We start from the raw sequence: 20,659 nt of genomic DNA on the forward strand, positions 1-20,659 counted from the left end.
AAGAAACGGTCTCTCGCCTGGCTATAGATTTCTACCACACCATGTGTTCGGTCGCGCCACACGCACAACGGCACCATCCTCGCGTACACAATGTAGATTTAACACGCAACATCAATGATTTAGAACGAATCTAGAAACTGTTATGAGCTATCGTCACCATCAAAGCGACGCATTGTCGATGACGAAGCGGTACTTCACGTCACCCTTTAACATCCTCTCATATGCCTCGTTCACCTGATCAGCCTTGATCATTTCGATATCCGCCACGATGCCATGTTCGGCGCAGAAATCGAGCATTTCCTGTGTCTCGGCAATACCGCCGATCATAGATCCCGCGATCGAGCGTCGTTTCATGATCAGATTGAAAACTTCAGGCGATGGATGCGGTGAAGCTGGAGCCCCGACAAGCGTCATCGTGCCATCGCGCTTCAGCAGAACCAAGAAGGCATCAAGATCGTGAGGTGCCGCGACAGTATTGATAATCAGATCGAAGCTTTGGGCGTGTGACGCCATTTCATCCGCGTTGCGGGATACCACGACTTCATCGGCACCGAGCGCCTTGGCTTCCGCGCGTTTGGACTCCGAAGTGGTGAACGCCACAACATAAGCACCCATAGCGTGGGCCAGTTTGATGCCCATGTGCCCGAGGCCACCGATACCGACAATACCGACTTTTTTACCCGGACCAGCATTCCAGTGGCGTAGCGGCGAGTATGTGGTGATCCCTGCGCAGAGCAGAGGCGCAACGGCGGCCAACTGACCCACGCTGTGTTTCACGCGAAGAACGTAACGCTCGTCCACAACGACGTTCTGCGCATACCCACCCAGCGTATGGCCGGGTGCGTCTGTCGTCGGGAAATTATAGGTCCCAATCATATGGTCGCAGTAATTTTCCAATCCATCGTCACACTGGTAGCAGTGCCGGCAGCTGTCGACGATGCAGCCAACACCGACCAGATCTCCTTCCTTGAAACTGTTAACGGCGCTTCCAACGGCTGATACGCGTCCGACGATCTCATGCCCCGGAACGCACGGATAAACGGTACCCGCCCACTCGCCCCTCGCTTGATGGAGGTCAGAATGGCATACGCCGCAGTAGGCAATATCTATTTTGACATCCTGAGGTCCAGGTTGCCGACGTGTGATTTCAAGGCGCTCGAGTGGCTTGTCTGAAGCCAGATTTCCAAATGCTATGGTCATGATTGTCTCTTTTGTTAGGGAAAGACGGTAACGCGAAGGGGATGTTCACCGCGAACGCGCGCAGCCTCAAGCTTTGCCGTAAAATCCTGATTGGCAAATTTTAATCCGACCTACGAAGTTCATTTTTTCGCGAGCTAACACGCTTTTCGAATGCGCCAGCGATATGACGGCAATATACCCTCCACAGGAAAGAGGCGGCGTGCCGCCTCTTTCCTTGGCGTCATTACGCAGAGAGATGCTCGCCAAAGAAGGCGTTCAAACGGTCGAAAGGAATAAGATCGACGCGGTCATAGAGATCGACGTGGCCAGCACCTTCAACCCATACCAGCTCCTTCGGTTCGGCCGCCAACTTGAAAGCCGCCTCGCTGAACTCGCGCGAATGCGAGACATCGCCTGAGATGAACATCATGGGGCGTGGGGAAATCGTTTCGATGTCGTTGAACGGATAGAAGTTCATGAACTTCACATTGCTGGTCAGTGTCGGATGGGTGGTTCGCTCTGGCGACTGACCTTCAGGCGTAAACTGCCCGCGCGGCGTGCGATAAAAATCAAAGAACTCGTCGCCGATAGCGTTGCCCGTCAACTCATGCGGCGAACCGCTGGTGAGAAGCACATCTCCCCCTTCGAATTCGACATATCGCTGCTCGGCTGCCTGAGCGATGATCTGCTTGCGTTGCTCGACGGTCTGCGATCGATTGAGAGCGTCCCGGTTGGCGGCACCCATGTCATACATACTAACCGTTGCGATTGCCTTCATGCGCGGGTCGATCTTTGCCGCACTGATCGCAAAGCTACCGCTGCCGCAGATTCCGATCGCGCCAATGCGATTGCGGTCAACGAATGCCCGCGTTCCAAGAAAATCGACGCCGGCACTGAAAGCCTCGGCGTAGTGATCCGGGGAAACGAGGCTTGAAGGTGCGCCTTCGCTCTCTCCCCAGAACGGCAGGTCTATCGACATGGTCACAAAGCCCTGCTCCGCCATCTTCGTCGCGTAGAGATTGGCGCTCTGTTCCTTCACCGCCCCCATAGGATGGCTGACGACGAGCGCCGGGTGACGAGAATTGCGGTCGAGACTCTTCGGTGTGTATAGATTTCCCGCGACGTTCATCTGGAACTGGTTCCGGAATGTCACTTTCTCGATATCTACCTGATCGCTAACGTAGAAATTATCTGCACCATTCGACAAATCCTGAGCTTGAGCAAAGGAAATGCCACCGAGCGATAGCGCGCCTACCGTGGCCGCGCCTGTCAGCAGCATCATTTGGCGGCGATCAATTTCGGTGGACAGGCTATCGGCATTAGAATTTCGATTCTTAGTCATGAGTCTTCCTTTCGATTGCATTTTCAGGGGGTGATTATTCGGGTTTCAGCATGCGCTGACCGTTACCGATGAGAACGACCGCCGCGACGGCAAGAGCCACGCTTCCGGCGAAAGTCGCATTGATAGAAATGCCATCGAGAAGCAGACCACCGACCACTGCGCCCAGAAGGATCGATGTCTGGATCGCTGCGACCATGAGGCTGCCGGCGGCTTCGGGAGCGTCGTCGGCGTTTTGTGACATCCACGTCATCCAGATCACCGACATTGCGGTGTTCATTGCGCCCCAAATGGCGAGGAAAGCGCCTGTCACGATCACTGAGCCGCTAAGGAACAGGAGTGCGAGCGTGCAAGCACCCATAAGCATGGCGGGTAATTTGAGAAGTGGGGCGATACGATCGCCGACAACGCGGCCTGCGGCCCATGTGCCGACAAAGCCGCCGCAGCCAAGGACGAGAAGCAGAATCGACAATGTGGTCACATCGGCATGCGTTATCTGCTCCAAATATGGACGCAGATAGGTAAACATGGTGAAAGCCGAGCCCCAGGAAAGCATTGAGGCAATGAGCCCCAAGAGGAAATAGGGTCGCTTCAACAAACCGAACATCGACCGGAAATCCTGCCGCTGCCTCGCAGGCAGAGAAGGCAAAGCGACCAGATGCCAGACGAGGTTAATGGCAACGATTGGGACGAGTGCCCAAAACACCTCGCGCCATCCGAACATGCCGCCGAGATAGCTTCCGATCGGGGCGGCGAAAGCCGCCGCAATTGCCTGACCACCATACATGATAGACAACGCGCGCGGGACATCGGCTTTCGGAACAAGCTGCATGATGACGGCGGTGGCGAGTGCCCAGAAGCTGCCGATGCAGATACCGAGCAGGGCACGCCCAACCATCAGGATTGTGAAACTCGGGGCTGCTGCAACAAGTACCAGGGATACAAGCATCAGCGCCGTCATTGAGATGAGGACGGTTTTGCGATTTACCCTTCCGGCTGCGGTTGTGATAAGCAAGCTCGCAGCAATGGCAAACAGGCCACTGATCGAAATCGCCTGTCCGGTTTGCCCTTCCGTGGCGTGAAGGCCTTCGGCCATCGGCGTCAGGAGGCTGACCGGCATGAATTCCGAGGCAATCAACATCGCGACGCAGAGCGCCATTGAAAGGACTGCGCCCCATGCGGCGGTCGGTTGGTCTTTTATATCGGGGAAGGTCGCAACCATAATATCTGCCTCACTCGTGCAACGCACTGGTCGGACATAGATAGAAGCTATTCGTTCTTTCGATTAGGCGCTCAAATCGGCATAGACTAATCGATCGGGTCGATTAATCTGGCGTCGGCGTCAGGAGGGCGTATGGCTAAAACAGATTTTAACCAGCTAACTTGGTTTCGGGTGGTTGCCGAAGAGCGCAGCTTCACAAGGGCTGCGGCAAAGCTGGGCGTCGCACAATCGACACTCAGCCACACCATCAAGCAACTCGAAACCCGCATGGGCATAAGGCTTTTGGCGCGCACGACGCGAAATGTCGCGACGACAGTTGCGGGTGAACGCCTGCTTCAGACGATCACGCCGCGCATGGCCGAAATCGAGAACGAGATCGCCGCACTTATGGAGTTTCGCGAGAAGCCATCAGGCACCATCCGATTGACGCTATCGGATCATGCACTGGCGAGTGTGGTCTGGCCGAAACTGAAACCGGCTCTCGTCGCTTATCCAGATATCAAGGTCGAGCTGATCCTCGACAGCACTTTTCGCAACATTGTCGAGGAAGGATTTGACGCTGGCGTTCGGCTGGGTGAAAGCGTCGAAAAAGACATGATCGCGGTCAGGATCGGCCCTGACTGGCGGCTGGTTGCTGTAGCCTCGCCACACTATCTAGCCAAGCACGATGCTCCAAAGCATCCAGACGAACTTATCGGCCACGTCTGCATCAATATGCGCCATGAAACCGCTGGCGGACTTTATGCTTGGGAGTTCGAAAAAGATGGCCAGGCGCTCCGTGTTCGGGTCGACGGACAACTGACCTTCAACAATTCCTATGCGATGATCGACGCGGCGGTCTGCGGGTATGGTATCGCATACGTTCCGGAAAGCATCGTGGAACGGCAACTTGCCGAAGGCGAACTCATCCTGGTGCTGGACGACTGGTCGCCCTTGTTTGACGGCTACTTTCTTTATTTCCCAAGCCGTCGTCAGAATCTCCCGGCGTTCAAGGTCATAGTCGACGCGCTTCGTTATAGGATTAGTTGATTGATAGCCGCCCCACAGTATCTCAGCACCGTGACGGCTCCCCTCAGTATCAGTGAGAACAGTTTAACCTTGGACGGGATATCAATATGTTGCCCGCGCGGCCGTTGTTATCAGTTAGCTCAATCTTATATCATTTCTCCCATCGCGCGAACGGCTGTTGAATAACCGCGCGGTCCCAGACCGGCAATCACGGCTGTCGCTACTTTGGAGACCAGCGAATTGTGATAGATCGCCTCACGGCGATGCACGTTCGAAATATGCAGTTCGATGATTGAACCGTTGAACATCTTCAGCGCATCTAAAATCGCAATCGAAGTAAATGTGAAGGCGGCAGGATTGATGATGATGCCGGCGGCTTCATTCTCGATTGCCTCATGGATCCATTCGATCAACTCGTACTCGCGATTGGATTGATGGAATACGACGTGCACGTCACCGGCAGCCGTACGACACATCTCTTCCACTTCCGCTAAAGTCGTAGATCCGTAAATATGCGGCTCGCGTTTGCCCAAACGGTTCAGATTTGGCCCATTCAGAACATAAATCGTCTTTGTCATTTCAGATTTCCGTCAAAGTCAGCCCGTGTACCCGAAGTAGCGCGGGACAAAGAGAACGAGGGATGGGAACAGAGTGATCAGCATCAATGCGCCGATCAGCCCTAGAAGGAACGGCAATATATCACGCAGGATCGCACCCATCGGAGCACCTGAAACACGCTTCACCACGAACAGAAGCAGCCCGTAAGGTGGCGTCACCAGACCGATCATGACGTTGAACACCACCACGACACCGAAGTGGATGATGTCGATTCCCAGCGCATTGGCCGTCGGGATCAGTACGGGCACGATAATCAGAATGATCGTCGTGCCTTCAAGCACCGCGCCAAGCAAAAGAAGCAGAAGGTTGACCAGCAAGAGGAACGTCAGCGGCGTCAGATCGAAACTCAACAGGAAGCTGCTGATCGAGTTGGGAATGTTCTCGATGGTGACGATGTAGTTGAACACAAGTGCTGCAGCGATCAGCATGCCGATGGATGTCGTCGTGCGTGCAGCAGAAACCAGCGAGCTGTAGAATTCACGCAGCCCCACATCGCGGTAGATCACCATCGAAATGAAGAGTGCGTAACCTGCGGCGACCGCGGCGGCCTCTGTCGGCGTCATCACACCGCCGCGCAACCCGACGATCAGAACAACGGGCAGCAGCAAAGCTGGCAAGGCCCTGAACGTAATGCCCGGCAAATAGCGGAGCGGTACGGGAGCTTCGGTGGGGAAATTCTGACGGCGTGCACTCCAGCCGACGATGATCATCTGGCTGAGCGAAATCAGCAGCCCCGGCAGAATTCCGGCGAGGAACAGAAAGCCTATCGACGCATTCGACACCAGCGCGAAAATGACCATGGGAATGGAAGGCGGCAGGATCGGAGCCACCACAGCCGTCACCGCAGTCAGCGCGGCAGCAAAACTCGGCGTATATTTCCCGTCCTGCGTCATCATTTTCATCATCATCTTGCCCATGCCGGCGGCATCGGCGATGGCCGATCCGGACATGCCGGCGAAAAGAAGACTTTGCAGAACGTTGACCTGTGCGAGACCACCCCGGAAGCGCCCGACCAGCGCATTGGCGAAGCTGAGAAGACGCGTGGTCATCGAACCGGAATTCATCAGTTCCGCTGCAAGAATGAAGAGCGGAACCGCCAGCATCGTATAGCTGGTGTACATGCTGTTCAGAAGTTGCTCGGCAGCCGTTCCCATATCCAGACCAGCCAGCCAGAGATAGAAGATCGACGCCAGGATCATCGAATGGCCGACAGGCAAACCGAAAAGCGCCAGTCCGATCAAAAGAGCGATACAGGCCGTAAAAGGATCAACGAGATTCATACGGCAGGCCCAATCGTGTCATCGGCCTTGCGGCTCGATCGTTCGATCAGCGCGTGCCACAATATCCACAAATAACGGCACGTGACCGCCACGGAAAACAGAATGTAGATGGAGAAAAGCAGGTCGAAGCGAATCTTGAGATAAGCCGTCGACTGGATTTTCATGAAGCTGACATAGCTCCAGGCTGCAGGTAGCGAGTAAAGGTAGAGGCCGATCAACACCAGCGCGGTTATGATAACCATGACCCGCCGCACACCTCTGCTGACCGACGCGTAAAGGAGATCGAAACGGATCTCCTCATCTTCCCGCGCAACGAAAGCCGCGCCCCAGAGCACCATCCAGAGCCACATGATCACAGTCAGTTCGGAAGACCAGCCCGTAGGCAAATTCAGAAAATAACGGAAAACGACCTGGAGCAGGAAGGCAAAGAACATCACCGCAAGCATCAAAGCCTGAATGTTCTCTGCCCTTCGCCTAAGCCACTCTCCCACACCGGACAGACGCATCTCGAGCTTCCTCAACGACCAGAAAGACTAGAAGGATGCAGCTCATTCCCGAGCTGCATCCGGCTAATATAAAGTTCAGAGGGCGTTGATCTTTTCGAGCAAACCTTCAGGCCAGGATTCGGCCATGCTGGAATCCAGATAGAATTTCTGGGCATGAGTGCGGAAGGCCTCAAGATCGGGCTCGTAGATGTCCAGCCCCTGACCGCGGAACTCCTCGATCAGAGCAGCTTCGTTGCTGACATGCTGCTCGTTGCTCCATGCGATTGCGGTGTCGGCAGCGCCCTGGAGGCGTTGTTGCTGCTCCGGTGTCAGCTTCTCCCAGGTAAGGGAGGAAATCGTCAGCACGTCGAAGCCGACCAGATGCGACGTCTGAACGATCTGCTTCATTACCTCGTAGAATTTCATGTTCTGCACATTTGGCAGCGGGTTGTCCTGACCGTCGATGGCGCCCGTCTGAAGTGCCGTATAGGTTTCGGCATACGCAACCGGGGTCGGGTTTGCGCCCAGCGATTGCCCGAGGAATTGCCATGCGTCGCCACCCGGCATGCGTAGACGGATTCCTGCGAGATCGGCAGGCGTACTAATCTTCTTGTCCGTTCGCAGACCGACATGACGGGCTCCGAAATAGGTCGGCCCCAGAACGCGGATCTTCAGCTTCTCTTCTGCCAGCTGCTTCATTTTTTCACCCTCTTCGCTCTGGAAGAATGTGACGAGGTGATTTGCATCGCGGAAAAGATAGGCGGACGTCAAAATCGACCATTCGGGAAGTTGCTCAGCAATATCCTGAGGAGCGATGTTGCCCATCTCGAGATTGCCGCGCTGCAATGCAACCAGTTCGGTTCCCTGACGGAAAAGCGAAGCACCATAATATCCCTGATATTTGAAATCTTCGCCAAGTTCGTCCGAGAAGCGCTTCATCATTTCGGCGCGAATGTCCTGCTGCGAGAAAACAGCGGAGAAGCGAAGTGTTTCCTGGGCCTGTGCAATCGATGGCAAGCCGGTCATCATCATAAGAGCCGCGCCCGCGGCCAATAGCATTCGGCGTGTAGAAACAATCGTCATGAATTCCTCCCTAAGTGAACCGGACGGCCCCTCCGCCGTCATTCTGGTCAATTTTTTACACAAGGGAAAACGACGATCAATAGGTAAATTCAAAATCATCATAGATTTTTCATTACATCATTTCTATCGGAGCTTGCCGCAGTCCTTTTGGATCAGCTAAGAACGCTGAAACCGGAACCCTGATCGTGCAAGATCCGACCTCATTTCCAGCGACTGTGGGAGAAACTGCTTACGAGCGGATTCGCCTGGATATCATTTTCGGCAGATTACAGCCGGGCGCACGCCTAAAGCTTGATCAGATAAAGACGGTTTATAATGTCAGTGTCAGCACGCTGCGCGAGATTCTTTATCGTCTATGCGCGGAAAGTCTTGTCCTTGCAGAAGGACAGCGCGGCTTCACTGTAGCGCCGGTATCGCAGAAAAATTTTCGCGAAGTAGCGGGGATGCGCGAGTTTCTCGAAACCCATGCGCTGGAAGAATCTTTCCGCCGAGGCGACGTGGAGTGGGAGGCAGGGGTGGTCGCTGCTCACCACCGGCTGTCCCGGCTGGAAACCCAAATGCTGTCAGGCAACCGCTCCGAACCCGAAGTGTGGAAGCGCTACGATTGGGAGTTCCACCGCGCTCTGATCGCGGCTTGCGGATCGACCGCGCTGCTGGCAACCCATGCCAGAATATTCGATCAGTATCTGCGCTACCAAATCATCGCCGTGATTTTTCGAGGCGAGCAAGCGGCAAACGAACATCGCGAACTGCTGCAGCTCGCGCTCTCACGCGATCACGTAAAGGCGGGACAAATTCTCAAACGTCATATCCACGCCTGCGTCGAACACACCGTTGAAAACGGCTTATTGCCAAAATGACATCTGTTCTCAGAGATTTGCTAGTCCCATGACATCAGAAAATGAAAACGGCATTGATAGCCGCAACCAGCTATCCATCAGCGAAGATGCTTATCGCCGGATACGATCCGACATCATTTTCGGACGCCTACGCCCGAGCCAGAAGCTGAAGCTGGAAGGACTTCGCGATGGGTACGGAGCCAGTATCAGCACTCTGCGCGAGATATTAAACCGGCTGGCTTCCGAGGGGCTTGTCGTCGCCGAAGGACAGCGCGGTTTCGAAGTCGCGCCCGTTTCCGTAGAAAACCTGAAGGAAATCGCTGCATTGCGACTTCTCCTGGAAACCCATGCGCTCGAGCAATCTTTTGCGGCGGGCGGGGTCGATTGGGAAGGCGATGTCGTTGCAAGCCATCACAAGCTGGCCACGCTGGAACGGCGTATGGCCAATGGGGACATGTCCCAAACCGAGCTTTGGAAACGATATGACTGGGAATTTCACCAGTCTTTGATTTCCGCATGCGGCTCGGCAGTCCTGATGGAAACCCACGCAGCGATTTTCGATAAATATCTCCGATACCAGATGATTGCACTGTCATTTCGCGGCGATATCGCCGCGAGCGAGCATCGCAGCCTGCTCGAAGCGGCGCTGAAGCGCGATTCCACCACGGCACGCGACGTATTGGAGCGCCACGTAAGCGGCGGTCTCGAACACGCTCTATCGACGGGAACGATCTTGTAAAACATAGGATCGGCAAAATCTCCGATAAAATTGGAATCGGCATTTAAATTTCAATTGGTCCCATGTATCTTGCGCCCAAGATATTCTGCATGGAGACCGACGTGATCAGACTAGGATTGATAGGTGACAACATCAGGCAGTCAAAATCGCCGCTTTTGCATCGTTTGTCCGGCCAGCTTACCGATCTCGACGTAACATATGAATCCTTGATCCCGGCTGATCAAAAGCAGGGATTCGACGATTTGTTTGACTGGTGCGCCAGTTCGGGTTTCCGTGGGATCAATGTGACCTTCCCCTACAAGGAGCGCGTGGTATCGCGCCTGAATATCGAATGTCCTACGATTCTGGCGCTCGGTGCCTGCAATACGGTGATTTTCGACGAGGGCCGTCCGAAAGGCTACAACACCGATTATTCCGGCTTTTGCGCAGCGTTCCGCCAGGCTTTTCCTGATACGCTGCCCGGACACGTCGCAATGGCGGGCGCGGGCGGCGTCGGTAAGGCAGTTGCGTTCGGGCTGGCCGATCTGGGGGCCCAGAGTATCGCTTTGTTCGATCCTTCTGTCGAGCGCGCTCAGGCGCTGGCAGATGCCTTAGCAGCCTTCGCTCCACAGATAGAAGTCAGGTTGGCATCCGACATCAAAAGCGCCTGCGCTTTCGCGCAAGGCCTGGTCAATTCCACTCCGCTCGGCATGGATGGTTATCCCGGCAGCGCCTTCCCGCCCCATCTACTAGCGGGTAAGCAATGGGTCTTCGACGCGGTTTATACACCGGTCGAAACTCGGTTTCTAAAAGAAGCCAGAGAGGCCGGCGTCGCGATCCTGTCAGGTTATGAGCTGTTCTTTCATCAAGGCATCGACGCGTTTAGGCTATTCACTGGGCGAGAGGTCGATCAAAGTGCCTTGCGCAGTCAACTGCGAACCTTGGCCAACAGCCCGGAACAGATGGACTGGCTTTCTCAGCCGTAGTTGCCAATCCGTTTCCCGATGTTTTCACCATTTCGGGCGCTATCAGAACTCAGCGGACCGCATCCTCAGTCTCGTGACATCATTAGTGGCCTTGCTGATCCTGTTTGCGAACGGCCTGAACATCGTCTGCTGATACAGCGTTGGCCTTGTTGCCCCAAGCCGAACGCACAAACGTTGCCAGTTCAGCTATTTCTTCATCCGTCAAACGGTCGGCATAGCCCTGCATCACCAGGCGCATTGGACGCTTCGCGGTCGATGGCACTTCGGCACCGTGCAGGATAATCGAGATCAGCGGCTTCACCTCAGAACCCGTGACGAGATCATTGCCGCCCAGTTCCGGGAAAATACCCGGCGCGCCCTTGCCCGTCACGAAATGGCAGGCAGAACAATTGTCCAGATAAAGACGCGCGCCAAGTGGCATGTCCGGAGAAGCCTCGGTCAGCATAGAAGCTGTTTTTTCACCGTCGGCACCTGCCGGAGCAACCGGCAAAGCAGTAGAAACCTTCTCGGCGAAGCTTTGCGGAACTTCGACCGTCGCACCATCAACACCCTTGAGGAATGCCGCAATCGCCAGATTGTCGGTATCCGTCAGATGCTGAAGTGAATGCTCCACGACAAGTCCCATTTCGCCGTTTGCAGTCGAATGGGCGTTACGACCCGTCGCAAGATAAGAAGCCATTTCCTCGACAGACCATTTCTGACCCGCCGATTGCGGTCCGCGCAAAGCCGGAGCATTCCAGCCATCGACAACACCACCGGTGAGGAAATTCTTATCGCCAGCTTCAATACCGCTCTGGGCCATCAACGCGTTACGCGGACTATGGCAAGCAGCGCAGTGTCCCGGTCCTTCGACCAGATATTGGCCGCGATCCTGCACTTCGTTGTTATCCGCAGGCGTGAAGCCAGCCTTGTGATTAAGAGCAAGCCAGTTCCACGCACGGATGCCAAAGCGCATATTGAACGGGAAGCCCAATTCGGTCTGCTGTATCTCGTTCTTTACAGGCTCCACTTCGTTCATGAAGTAGTCGTAAAGCGCGCGCACATCCTCTTCGGTCAGCTTACGATAGTTTTCATAAGGCATTGCCGGATAGAGATGAGCACCATCGGCACGGATGCCATCGTAAAGCGCTGCACGGAACTGATCGAGCGTCCAGTTGCCAATACCCGTTTCCTTGTCCGGGGTGATATTGGTGGTCCAGATGGTGCCCATCGGGCTTGCAATGGCGCGGCCGCCAGCAAATGACTTGCCGCCTTCCGCCGTGTGACAGGCCATGCAGTCGGATGCATACATTGCATATTCACCCTGCCCTTTGGCCGGCTTCCAATCCGAAGCAAGTTGCTCCGTGGGCTTAGTCAACTGGACTGGCAAAAACACAAAGGCGAGAAGTGCGATGATCCCGACAATCGCCAGAATTCCAATAATGCGAATAAAAGTTTTCATCACTGCTCTCCTCAAACCAGCGGACGCGGATTGGAAAGGTACTGCGTACGGATCGCATGTGCGGTCCAGTAGGCAAGCCCGCCGAGGAGGCCGGTCGGATTGTATTGGGTGTTCTGCACAAAATTACCGGCACCGGTCATGAACACATTGTGCTTGTCCCAAGCCTGGGAATAACGGTTCACCACGCCTTCATTCGGGTTTTCCGACATGCTGTGGCCACCGGTATTATGTGTCGTCTGATAGGGGCGCACGTCATACTGTGCTCCTTCCGATTTGAACGACGACTGCATCAAATCCGGGTTCAGGGTCTTGGCAAGTTCTTCTGCCTTGCCCTTCATAAACTGGGTCATCCGAATATCATTCGGATTCCAGTTGAAGGTCATGCGCATGAGCGGACGACCATGCCGGTCCTTATAGGTGGGGTCGAGATCGAGGTGATTGGTTTTATAGGCCATGACAGAACCGTGGGTTCCGATGGACATTGAATGGCCGTACCATTCCGCGATCGCCTTCTTCCAACCAGATCCCCAGCCCGGCGTTCCCGAGGGCAAGATCATGCTGCGGATCGGCTGACCGTTCGATTGGCCAGAACGCCAATAAGCGCCGCCGATAAAACCTTCACGGCCAAAGTCGATCTGGTTGATACCAAAGTCGTCGATGCACATGCCATTCGCACCAGTACCGATGAACGGATTGAACTCTTCATCCTTGAAGAAGAGCGTCACGCCGCCATTCATCTGGTAGGCATAATTCCGTCCCGTGACACCTTCGCCCGTCGCCGGATCGTAAACCTGCCCGATGCCCGAAAGCAGGGCGAGATGTACGTTGTTGAGCTGGTAAGATGCCAGAATGACTATATCTGCCGGTTGGAACACCTGCTCCTGCGTCGCTTCATCAAAATAGGTGACGCCGGTTGCTGTCTTGCCATCGGATGCCATCTCGACGCGCAGAACTTCCGCTTCCGTACGGTAGGAGAAATTCGGCATGCGCTTCAAGGCATCGAGGATCGTCGTCTGCGGTGAGGATTTCGAATATTGAAAGCAGCCGAAACGTTCGCAGAAACCGCAATGGTTGCACGGTCCCATCTGCATGCCATATTCGTTTACATAGGCTGTCGAAGCGATGCCGCCCGGTGACGGGAATGGATGATAACCCATGGCTTTCGCAGCGTCGGCGAATTTCCTGCCATCCCAAGTCGTGGGCATTGGCGGCATAGGATAGTCGCCCGACCGCCATCCTTCAAAAGGATTACCGCCTTCAACGATCTCGCCTTTGATATTGCCGGCCTTACCGGAAATACCCGCGACGCGTTCAAAACGGTCGAAGAATGGTTCCATTTCGTCATAAGTGACCGGATAATCACCCAAAAGCATATCTTCGGGGATGATCTGCTCGCCCCAGCGTTCGCGCACATAAGAACGCAGATTCAGTTCTTGTACCTGCGGGCGCCAGTTCAGACCGTTCCAGTGCGTGCCGGCACCGCCAACACCGTTGCCCGGCAGGAAAGAGCCGAAGCTGCGGTAAGGTAGTGCGCTCTCGCTTTCGTTTCGACGAACCGTAAGTGTCTGCTGGCTGGCGCGCTGCATCATTTTCAGCCGCACGCCGTATTTCAGCTCGTCGATCATGTTTGGATATTTGAAATCGGGAACAGTGTTCTGATCGCGGCCACGTTCAAGGGCGACGATATCCAGCCCTTCCTGTGCAAGTTCCATAGCGAGAATCGCACCGGTCCAGCCAAGGCCAACGATGACGACGTCTTTTTTCTTTTCCTGACGCGCCATTTCTATGCCCTCTCGCCCTTGATCGAGACAGGACCCAGCGGATAGCGAATATTGTATCGCTCGACCCATTCCTTGTAGCTGCCGCGCGCGCCGGGGAAGCCAATATAGCTCCACGACTGCATGCCGTGATTGCCGCCATACATCGGATCGGCAAAATAGCCTTCCTTGGTGTTTTGCAGCAGAATACCGAAGAAATCCCGCAATTCAGGTTGCAGGCCAACTTCACCTTTTTGAAGAGCGGTCAGGGCTTCATCCTGTTGTTCGCCAGAGAGCGCAGAAAATGCCGCGCCATATTTCTGCTCGCACCAGCCGTTGAAAGTCGGAATCCCCTGGCGGTAAATCTGAGCCGGGTTAAGGGGTGTCTGCCAGCCGCGAGTCGGGTCCGCGGACGGCTCATGTGGACCGACCATGTACCAGTCATCTGCCCGCCCATAATCGCCAGCAAGCTGAAGGTCGATAAAAACGGGAACGCGGGTTTCGATGGCACCGGGGCCATCACCTTCAGAAGGAATCAGTCTCGCAGTTGCTGCAAGGATGAACAGCCACTCAACATCATTAAAATACTGACGTTCGTATTCTTCGAGGGCAGGAGGAGGCGTCGCCGGTTGGGCCTGAGCTGAAGCAGCTAATCCTGAAAGCGCAACGCTTGCAGCGGAGGCCTTCAAAAAACTGCGACGGCTTGGATATCCGGGAAGGTCGGTCATTGTCGTTTCCTGCCTTTTAGGGTGGGTAAGACTGATTGTCCGCCTCAGCAAATCCACATCATATGGATCAACGAGACATACACGTCGGATACACGTCCAATTTCAATATTTCAAATATCTTGTGCCTCGTTCGGGCAGTCCACCAATCAGTAGCGACAAACGGTTGGTCCAAAGTGCCGGGAACGGCTCGGCGCGCCGTCGGCCGGGCTTGTCCTTCGGAAAGGTGGAGCTTTCCATATGGCTTAGCCCGGAACAATTAGTGAAAGACCGGACAATAGCAGCAGAATGAAAGCTATTCTCCGCAGGTTTGATGGCGTCAGCGGCGGTGGCCAGCGTCTTGCCAGATAGGTGGCGCAAAGCACGGCGGGCAGACCGGCAATCGCCCAGACAAGCGCATGGTTCTCCCAGCCGCCACTCGCACCGACGACACAGAGCCTGAATAAAGAATTGATCGCAAAGATCGCGACCAGTGTCTCTCGGATGGCACTATGCGCGAGCGGCTGGCGATAAAAATGAAAGACCAATGGCGGTCCAGCCGTTGAGAAGAGTCCTCCCATCAATCCGCCCAGTCCGCCAAAGAAAATGAACCCCGCCGGTCGAGAGAGGCGGTCGAGCGGCGATGGCCTTCGAATAAGTTGGAAGCTCGATACGATGATAACCAGTCCCAGCACCAAACTGAGCACGGAAAGCGACGTCGACGCCAGCAGTTCCAGCGCCACGTAGCCAGCAACGATCATCGGAACCGCACCGGCCAGCGCCCAGAAAAATGGCCGCATCGCGACATTGCGCCAGCCTTGTGCCAACACCATGAAGGCGTTCGCGAGCGTCAAGAGGCTGATGACGATCGCGGCCTCCGGCAAGGGCATCAGGTTCATCAATACGACCGCCCCCATAAGCAGAAGGCCAAAGGCAAAGCCGGTCAAGGTCTGGACATAGGCTGCCACGAAACACAGAAGAGCGAAGACGACAATGGCAGCGGTCGGGATCATGCCCGTTCGCCGGCAACCAGCGTCAACACCTCATAGGATCGAAGCCGGTCAAGGTCAGGTACGACACCGAGACCGTGTCCTTCTGGTAAGGCTGCCAGCCCGTTTTCGATAAGGGGCCAGCATGGCACGATGGCATCTCGGAGCGGATTTGAATTGACGTCGATTTCCAGCAATCCGTCCCCTCCCGCCGCCGCGAGGATATGGGCGGACGCGACGAGCCCGATCCCCGCGCCGAGAAAATGCGGGCAATAGCGCCGGCCGGCGCGCAGCGCGGCTCCGGCTACTGCAAAGCATCCGCTCGGCCCACCCCATTTTGCCACGTCGGGCTGGATCACGGACAGATGACCAGCGGCGATAGCTGCGTCGAATGTACCAAGCCCAATCATATTCTCACCACCCGCAAGCGGCGTCGTGGTCAGCCGCGCAAGATCCGACCAGATCGCCGGATCTGCATCCACCCGGACCGGCTCCTCCATCCAGCCGAGACCAAGGTCCTCGATCGCCATGAGGAATGTGCGTGCCGCTTCGGGTGCAAAACCCTGGTTGGCGTCGGCATGGAGCGTCTCTCCCGATTTGAGGCTTTCGGCAAGGCTGCGGGTGAGAGCGAGGTCGCGGTCAAAGTCGAAGCCCACCTTCACCTTGAAGTCACGATAACCGGCCGCACGCGCCTGTGCGATAACCCTATCAGCATCTACAATATGGATGCCGCTGGCATATGCCCGTACGGCCTTGCCTGCACCGGGGGAAAGCGCCTTGGCGAGCGGTAGACGCTGCCGACGGGCGACAATATCCCAGTAGGCCATGTCGAACCCAGCGATAATTTGTGCATAGGGGCCAGCCTCGCCCGTCTGAAGGACGATGATTTCCGTACTCGCGGTAAGATCTCTCCAGAGCTTCGTGGGTGCTGGCAGCGGCTTGCCGATAATGCGAGGCGCGATGTCGGAGATGAAAAGACGCGCCCGGTGCTCCGCGCCGCATGCCGGCCAGTTACACCAGATTTCGCCCCAGCCGACGATGCCGTCCTCGTCCTCCAGACGAACCAGCACCGTCGGCCGGTCGTTCATCGTGCCAAAAGATGTGGAGATGGGCTGTTCGAGCGGAACGCGAAAGACATATGCTTCTACGGCTCTGATCGTCACCGGCGAAAAGGCTTGTACGACGCTCATCCTCAACCTGCCAGGAAACCGCCGTCGACGGCGTAGACGCTGCCGGTCGCGTAGCGCGAAGCCGGCATCGTAAGAAAAACGACAGCGCCAGCCACTTCATCTGGATTTCCCCAGCGCTTCAGTGCCGTGCGCGCTGCGATCCTGTCACGGTGCAGGACGTCCTTGCGGCCTTCGGCATTGATCGCTGTCTCGATATAACCGGGTGCGACTGCATTCACCCGAATGCCCTCTTCGGCCCAGGCGAGGGCCAGAGCTTTTGTCAGCATCACCACGCCACCCTTGCTGGCGCAATAGGCTGGAAGACGCGGCAGCGCTGCGAAGGCGTTCATTGAGGCTATGTTGACGATCGAGCCTCCGCTTGCCGCGAGATGCGGCCGGAAAGCCATCGAGGTTCGGAATGTGCCGGTAAGGTTGACGTCGAGCACTCGCTGGAAGGTCGCGATCGTGAACTCCTCGTCCCGGGCCAGAATGCCGGCACAGTTGACGAGCGCATCGACGCGCTCGAAACGAGCAGCGAAGGAATTGACCGCCTCATCCGACGTCACGTCCAGCAAATCGAGTGCCACATCTGGATGCGTTGATAGATATGAACGGTCGAGGGAGGCTTGATCGTGCCCGGTCGCCGTGACCCGGGCACCACGCGCGCGGAAGAGCGAAGCGATCGCCGCGCCAATGTCTCCCGCGCCGCCGATGACGACGGCATGGAAGCCCGTTGGGAAGGAAAAGGGATCACTCATAGCATTCCTTCAGTCGTGGTTCGCCTCAGGCGGCCACCGTAGCCGCTGGCGAAATCACCTTCGTTGCGGATGGCCTGAAAGGCTGGCGCAGGCGCAGACCAGCGCGGGGCCTGCGCCGCTGTCAGCGCGCTCAGATTCTTCAGCACCGTGAGGCCTTCCTCGGACAAGGCCTGGCCAACGGCCGCCGTGTCAGGGAAATGAGAACGAATGGCGTTCAGCCAGATCGTGCGCCCGGCGAGGAACCCGCTGGCGCCTGCCGCATAGGCATACTCGAGCACACGCTCGAATTTTTCCGGAGCCGCGCCGCCTGATAGGAGCACCCAGGGAATGCCCGCTTCCGTGCAAATCTTGCCAATTGCGTCGAACTCGCGCTGTGCAGCAAAAGCGGCATCGCTGCCATCACGCGGAGGCAGACTGTTTGCCGCCAGCGGGCTTTCGAGCTTCAAAAGGTCGACGCCATATTCGGGTTTGGCGAATTCACGCACGCTTTCAATGACAAGTTCCGGCAGCTTCGTCGGCGACTCGACATAGTCGGCCGTGTGTCCAGCCGTACCGAGGAAGGGGAACACGAGCAGTTCGAGCACATATGCAATGTCGTGGCGACGGCAATCCTCGCCGATCTTGCGCACGAATTCTTTCTGGTGCTCGAGAACCTCCGCCGATGCGTCGGGGCGGTACCATGCAAGCACCTTGACTGCATCACCACCGAGACGGCGGATTTTCTCGACACTCCAGTCGGTGATGACCTTGGACTTGCGGCCACCCTCGGTTTCCTCCGTGCGGTGATCTTCCAGCGTGACGATCAGCCCGCATTCCGGCGGCAGCACATCGATGGCTGCAGGAATGGCATAGTTTGGATCGAACAGCATGGAGCTGCAATGAGGAGCAAGGTTCTCGACCAGAAGGCGCTTTGCGGTGATCACGTCGGAGAAGGCGACTTGCGACTTGTCGATGCCGCGCGCCGCTGCGAGCGCTTCGAAAAGCGGCGGTCGCTGGTCGAGCGCCACCATGCAGAAATGACCGTCCTTATCGGCGAGACGGGCGAGACCACGGGTTTTACCAAGTGTGAGCATGATGTTTCCTTTCAGGATGACTTCAAATCGGCAAGGGAGGGAATGGCGGCGCGACCGCCCGGTCGTGTGCATTTCAAGGCGGCTACGGAATTGGCAAAGGCGAGCGCTTCGGCAATGTCGAGGTTTGCGCCGATCGCAAAGGCATACGCGCCGTGGAAGACGTCTCCGGCGGCTGTAGTATCAACGGCGCGGACAGGTGCCGCCTGCATGTCGTGCCTGCCGGAACCGTCCTGCCAGATGAGTCCGTCGCCACCGCAGGTGACAGCAACCATTCGGCAACCGAAGCTTGCCGCTCGTGCCAGCGCCGCTTCAGCGTTCTCTCCAGCGAACCCACGCAAGCCAGGCTCGGAAAAGATGGCGTGGTCGGTCAGCGGAAGCAGGCGCTCGAAAATCTCGCTGTCGGCGATGTCGCCGTCCAGAACCGTCGGAATGCCGCGCCGGCGCGCCTCGGTGAAAAGCGCCTCGGCGCCTTCGGGCCAGCGCGGATCCGCCAGAACGCAATCGGCAGACAAATCGGTAAGCGGCAACCAGGCGGGATCGGCCGGGTAATGGCCGCGGAAATTGACGATCTGGCGCTCGCCGCGGGCATCGACGATGACGCCTGAGACAGACGATGCCCCGCCTTCGAAGCGGCGGAACTGACTTGTATCAACGCCTTCGGCAGTAAAATCCTCCGCCATGATGCGCCCTGCCTCGTCGTCACCTGCCCTGCCCCAGAAAGAAACTGTGCCGCCGAGCCTTGCGACCGTCACCGCGGCATTCGCCGCCATGCCGCCCGGTTCGGTAAGGTGCTCGCCCGCGCGGATCTTCTCGCTGCCGCCGGAAAATGGCCTTTCCACCCGCCAGATACGATCAAGCGCGGAAAGTCCGAGGCAGATAACCGTCGGCGCTGCATTCTCCGGTGTTACCGGCGGGCGGATCATCGGATCGCCTTTCCGTCCATCGTATCGAAGAGATGCGCCTTGCCAGGCTGCGTCACGAGCACCAGCTTGTCGCCAACCTTCGGCCGAAGCTCCGGGTTGACGCGGGCAATGGTCCGTACGCCCGCGAGGTCGAAATGCGTGAGCGTATCGGAGCCGAGCGGCTCGACCAGATCGATCGTGACGGGTAGCGCACCGGCCTGGCCATCGTTGGTCGCACCATCGGCGGGAGCGAAATGCTCCGGCCGGACACCGAGCACCGCCTCTGTCCTCTCGCCAAGCGCTGATTTCAACGTGTCCGGCACGGGAGCGGCAAGATGCGGCGCACCTTCGAAGACAAAGCCCTCGCCCAAGCGTCGGATACTGAAGAAGTTCATTGCCGGCGAGCCGATGAAGCCCGCGACGAACTGGTTCGCAGGCGTTTCGTAGACCTCTTCGGGCCGGCCGAATTGCTGGATTTCGCCGCTCTTCAAGACGACAATGCGATCCGCCATGGTCATTGCCTCCACTTGATCGTGGGTGACGAAGACCATCGTCGTCTTCAGTTCCTGGGACAGCGCCTTGATCTCGGTGCGTACCTGCGCGCGCAACTTGGCGTCGAGGTTGGAGAGCGGTTCATCGAACAGGAATACCTTCGGATCGCGGACGATCGCACGGCCCATGGCGACGCGCTGGCGCTGACCACCGGAAAGCGCCTTCGGTTTGCGCTCCAGAAAGGCTTCGATATGCAGGAGGCCGGCTGCCCGGCGCACGCGCTGGTCGATCTCGGATTTGGTCATACCGCGCAGTTCGAGCGCGAAGGCCATATTGTCATAGACGGTCATGTGCGGATAGAGCGCGTAATCCTGAAAGACCATGGCAATGTCGCGCTTGGCGGCTGGAACGTTGTTGACCCTTGTCTCGCCGATAAGGAGCTCGCCCGAGGTGGACGGTTCGAGACCGGCGATGATGCGCAGAAGCGTGGACTTGCCGCAGCCCGATGGGCCGACGAAGACGACGAATTCTTCGTCGGCGATCTCCAGATCGAGGCCGGGGATGATGGTGAGTTCGCCGAACTTCTTGGCGATGTTCCTGATGCTGATCGAGGCCAT

General features: G+C 56.8%; 20 protein-coding genes. 4 read left to right on the forward strand and 16 right to left on the reverse strand.

Annotated elements, in window-relative coordinates; translation table 11 throughout:
• Positions 1-159 precede the first annotated feature (159 nt).
• From ABFT80_RS20555 to ABFT80_RS20565, 3 genes are all read right to left on the reverse strand, one after another.
• Entirely contained in the window at positions 160-1,200 is a 1,041-nt protein-coding gene (locus tag ABFT80_RS20555) for an NAD(P)-dependent alcohol dehydrogenase (protein WP_347973814.1), read from the reverse strand.
• Positions 1,201-1,423: 223 nt separating this feature from the next.
• The gene (locus ABFT80_RS20560; RefSeq protein ID WP_347973815.1) at positions 1,424-2,521 is read right to left on the reverse strand and encodes an alpha/beta hydrolase; all 1,098 of its coding nucleotides are present in this window, start codon (positions 2,519-2,521) and stop codon (positions 1,424-1,426) included.
• A 34-nt stretch (positions 2,522-2,555) separates the two neighbouring features.
• A complete protein-coding gene (locus ABFT80_RS20565) occupies positions 2,556-3,740 on the reverse strand; it encodes an MFS transporter (protein WP_347973816.1) in 1,185 nt (394 codons plus the stop codon).
• A gap of 132 nt (positions 3,741-3,872) precedes the next feature.
• Between ABFT80_RS20565 and ABFT80_RS20570 the strand changes: the two genes are divergently transcribed.
• Entirely contained in the window at positions 3,873-4,769 is an 897-nt protein-coding gene (locus tag ABFT80_RS20570; protein WP_347973817.1) for a LysR family transcriptional regulator, read from the forward strand.
• Positions 4,770-4,894: 125 nt separating this feature from the next.
• Here ABFT80_RS20570 and ABFT80_RS20575 read toward each other — a convergent pair whose 3' ends face one another.
• From ABFT80_RS20575 to dctP, 4 genes are all read right to left on the reverse strand, one after another.
• Complete coding sequence (locus ABFT80_RS20575; protein WP_347973818.1) at positions 4,895-5,326, reverse strand: type II 3-dehydroquinate dehydratase; 432 nt, start codon at positions 5,324-5,326, stop codon at positions 4,895-4,897.
• 18 nt (positions 5,327-5,344) lie between these two features.
• Positions 5,345-6,646 carry a TRAP transporter large permease gene (locus ABFT80_RS20580; protein ID WP_347973819.1) on the reverse strand — a complete coding sequence of 434 codons (1,302 nt, stop codon included), beginning with the start codon at positions 6,644-6,646 and terminating at the stop codon, positions 5,345-5,347.
• Positions 6,643-7,152, reverse strand: a complete 510-nt coding sequence (locus ABFT80_RS20585) for a TRAP transporter small permease (protein WP_347973820.1) — start codon at positions 7,150-7,152, stop codon at positions 6,643-6,645. The genes ABFT80_RS20580 and ABFT80_RS20585 overlap by 4 nt, the downstream gene beginning before the upstream one ends.
• A gap of 75 nt (positions 7,153-7,227) precedes the next feature.
• Positions 7,228-8,214 (reverse strand): TRAP transporter substrate-binding protein DctP, encoded by a 987-nt coding sequence (gene dctP / locus ABFT80_RS20590; protein ID WP_347973821.1) that lies wholly within the window; start codon positions 8,212-8,214, stop codon positions 7,228-7,230.
• 185 nt (positions 8,215-8,399) lie between these two features.
• On the opposite strand from dctP, the gene ABFT80_RS20595 reads away from it, so the two are divergent.
• From ABFT80_RS20595 to ABFT80_RS20605, 3 genes are all read left to right on the forward strand, one after another.
• On the forward strand, positions 8,400-9,074 hold the full coding sequence (locus tag ABFT80_RS20595) for a GntR family transcriptional regulator (protein WP_347973822.1): 675 nt from the start codon (positions 8,400-8,402) through the stop codon (positions 9,072-9,074).
• Between the two features lie 28 nt (positions 9,075-9,102).
• Complete coding sequence (locus ABFT80_RS20600) at positions 9,103-9,792, forward strand: GntR family transcriptional regulator (RefSeq protein ID WP_347973823.1); 690 nt, start codon at positions 9,103-9,105, stop codon at positions 9,790-9,792.
• An 89-nt stretch (positions 9,793-9,881) separates the two neighbouring features.
• On the forward strand, positions 9,882-10,757 hold the full coding sequence (locus ABFT80_RS20605) for a shikimate dehydrogenase family protein (protein WP_347973824.1): 876 nt from the start codon (positions 9,882-9,884) through the stop codon (positions 10,755-10,757).
• Positions 10,758-10,839: 82 nt separating this feature from the next.
• Here ABFT80_RS20605 and ABFT80_RS20610 read toward each other — a convergent pair whose 3' ends face one another.
• From ABFT80_RS20610 to ABFT80_RS20650, 9 genes are all read right to left on the reverse strand, one after another.
• Positions 10,840-12,198 carry a cytochrome c gene (locus ABFT80_RS20610; protein ID WP_347973825.1) on the reverse strand — a complete coding sequence of 453 codons (1,359 nt, stop codon included), beginning with the start codon at positions 12,196-12,198 and terminating at the stop codon, positions 10,840-10,842.
• 11 nt (positions 12,199-12,209) lie between these two features.
• The gene (locus ABFT80_RS20615) at positions 12,210-13,979 is read right to left on the reverse strand and encodes a GMC family oxidoreductase (RefSeq protein ID WP_347973826.1); all 1,770 of its coding nucleotides are present in this window, start codon (positions 13,977-13,979) and stop codon (positions 12,210-12,212) included.
• Between the two features lie 2 nt (positions 13,980-13,981).
• Entirely contained in the window at positions 13,982-14,683 is a 702-nt protein-coding gene (locus ABFT80_RS20620; protein WP_347973827.1) for a gluconate 2-dehydrogenase subunit 3 family protein, read from the reverse strand.
• A gap of 242 nt (positions 14,684-14,925) precedes the next feature.
• Entirely contained in the window at positions 14,926-15,672 is a 747-nt protein-coding gene (locus tag ABFT80_RS20625; protein ID WP_347973828.1) for a TSUP family transporter, read from the reverse strand.
• Positions 15,669-16,838, reverse strand: coding sequence for a mandelate racemase/muconate lactonizing enzyme family protein (locus ABFT80_RS20630; RefSeq protein WP_347973829.1), 1,170 nt, complete (start codon positions 16,836-16,838; stop codon positions 15,669-15,671). The genes ABFT80_RS20625 and ABFT80_RS20630 overlap by 4 nt, the downstream gene beginning before the upstream one ends.
• A 2-nt stretch (positions 16,839-16,840) precedes the next feature.
• The gene (locus tag ABFT80_RS20635; RefSeq protein WP_347973830.1) at positions 16,841-17,575 is read right to left on the reverse strand and encodes an SDR family NAD(P)-dependent oxidoreductase; all 735 of its coding nucleotides are present in this window, start codon (positions 17,573-17,575) and stop codon (positions 16,841-16,843) included.
• Positions 17,572-18,648, reverse strand: coding sequence for a tagatose 1,6-diphosphate aldolase (locus ABFT80_RS20640; protein ID WP_347973831.1), 1,077 nt, complete (start codon positions 18,646-18,648; stop codon positions 17,572-17,574). The genes ABFT80_RS20635 and ABFT80_RS20640 overlap by 4 nt, the downstream gene beginning before the upstream one ends.
• 11 nt (positions 18,649-18,659) lie before the next feature.
• On the reverse strand, positions 18,660-19,571 hold the full coding sequence (locus tag ABFT80_RS20645; protein WP_347973832.1) for a sugar kinase: 912 nt from the start codon (positions 19,569-19,571) through the stop codon (positions 18,660-18,662).
• On the reverse strand, positions 19,568-20,659 hold the full coding sequence (locus ABFT80_RS20650; protein ID WP_347973833.1) for an ABC transporter ATP-binding protein: 1,092 nt from the start codon (positions 20,657-20,659) through the stop codon (positions 19,568-19,570). The genes ABFT80_RS20645 and ABFT80_RS20650 overlap by 4 nt, the downstream gene beginning before the upstream one ends.

It is taken from the genome of Foliimonas ilicis (assembly GCF_039939195.1).
Taxonomy (GTDB): domain Bacteria; phylum Pseudomonadota; class Alphaproteobacteria; order Rhizobiales; family Rhizobiaceae; genus Foliimonas; species Foliimonas ilicis.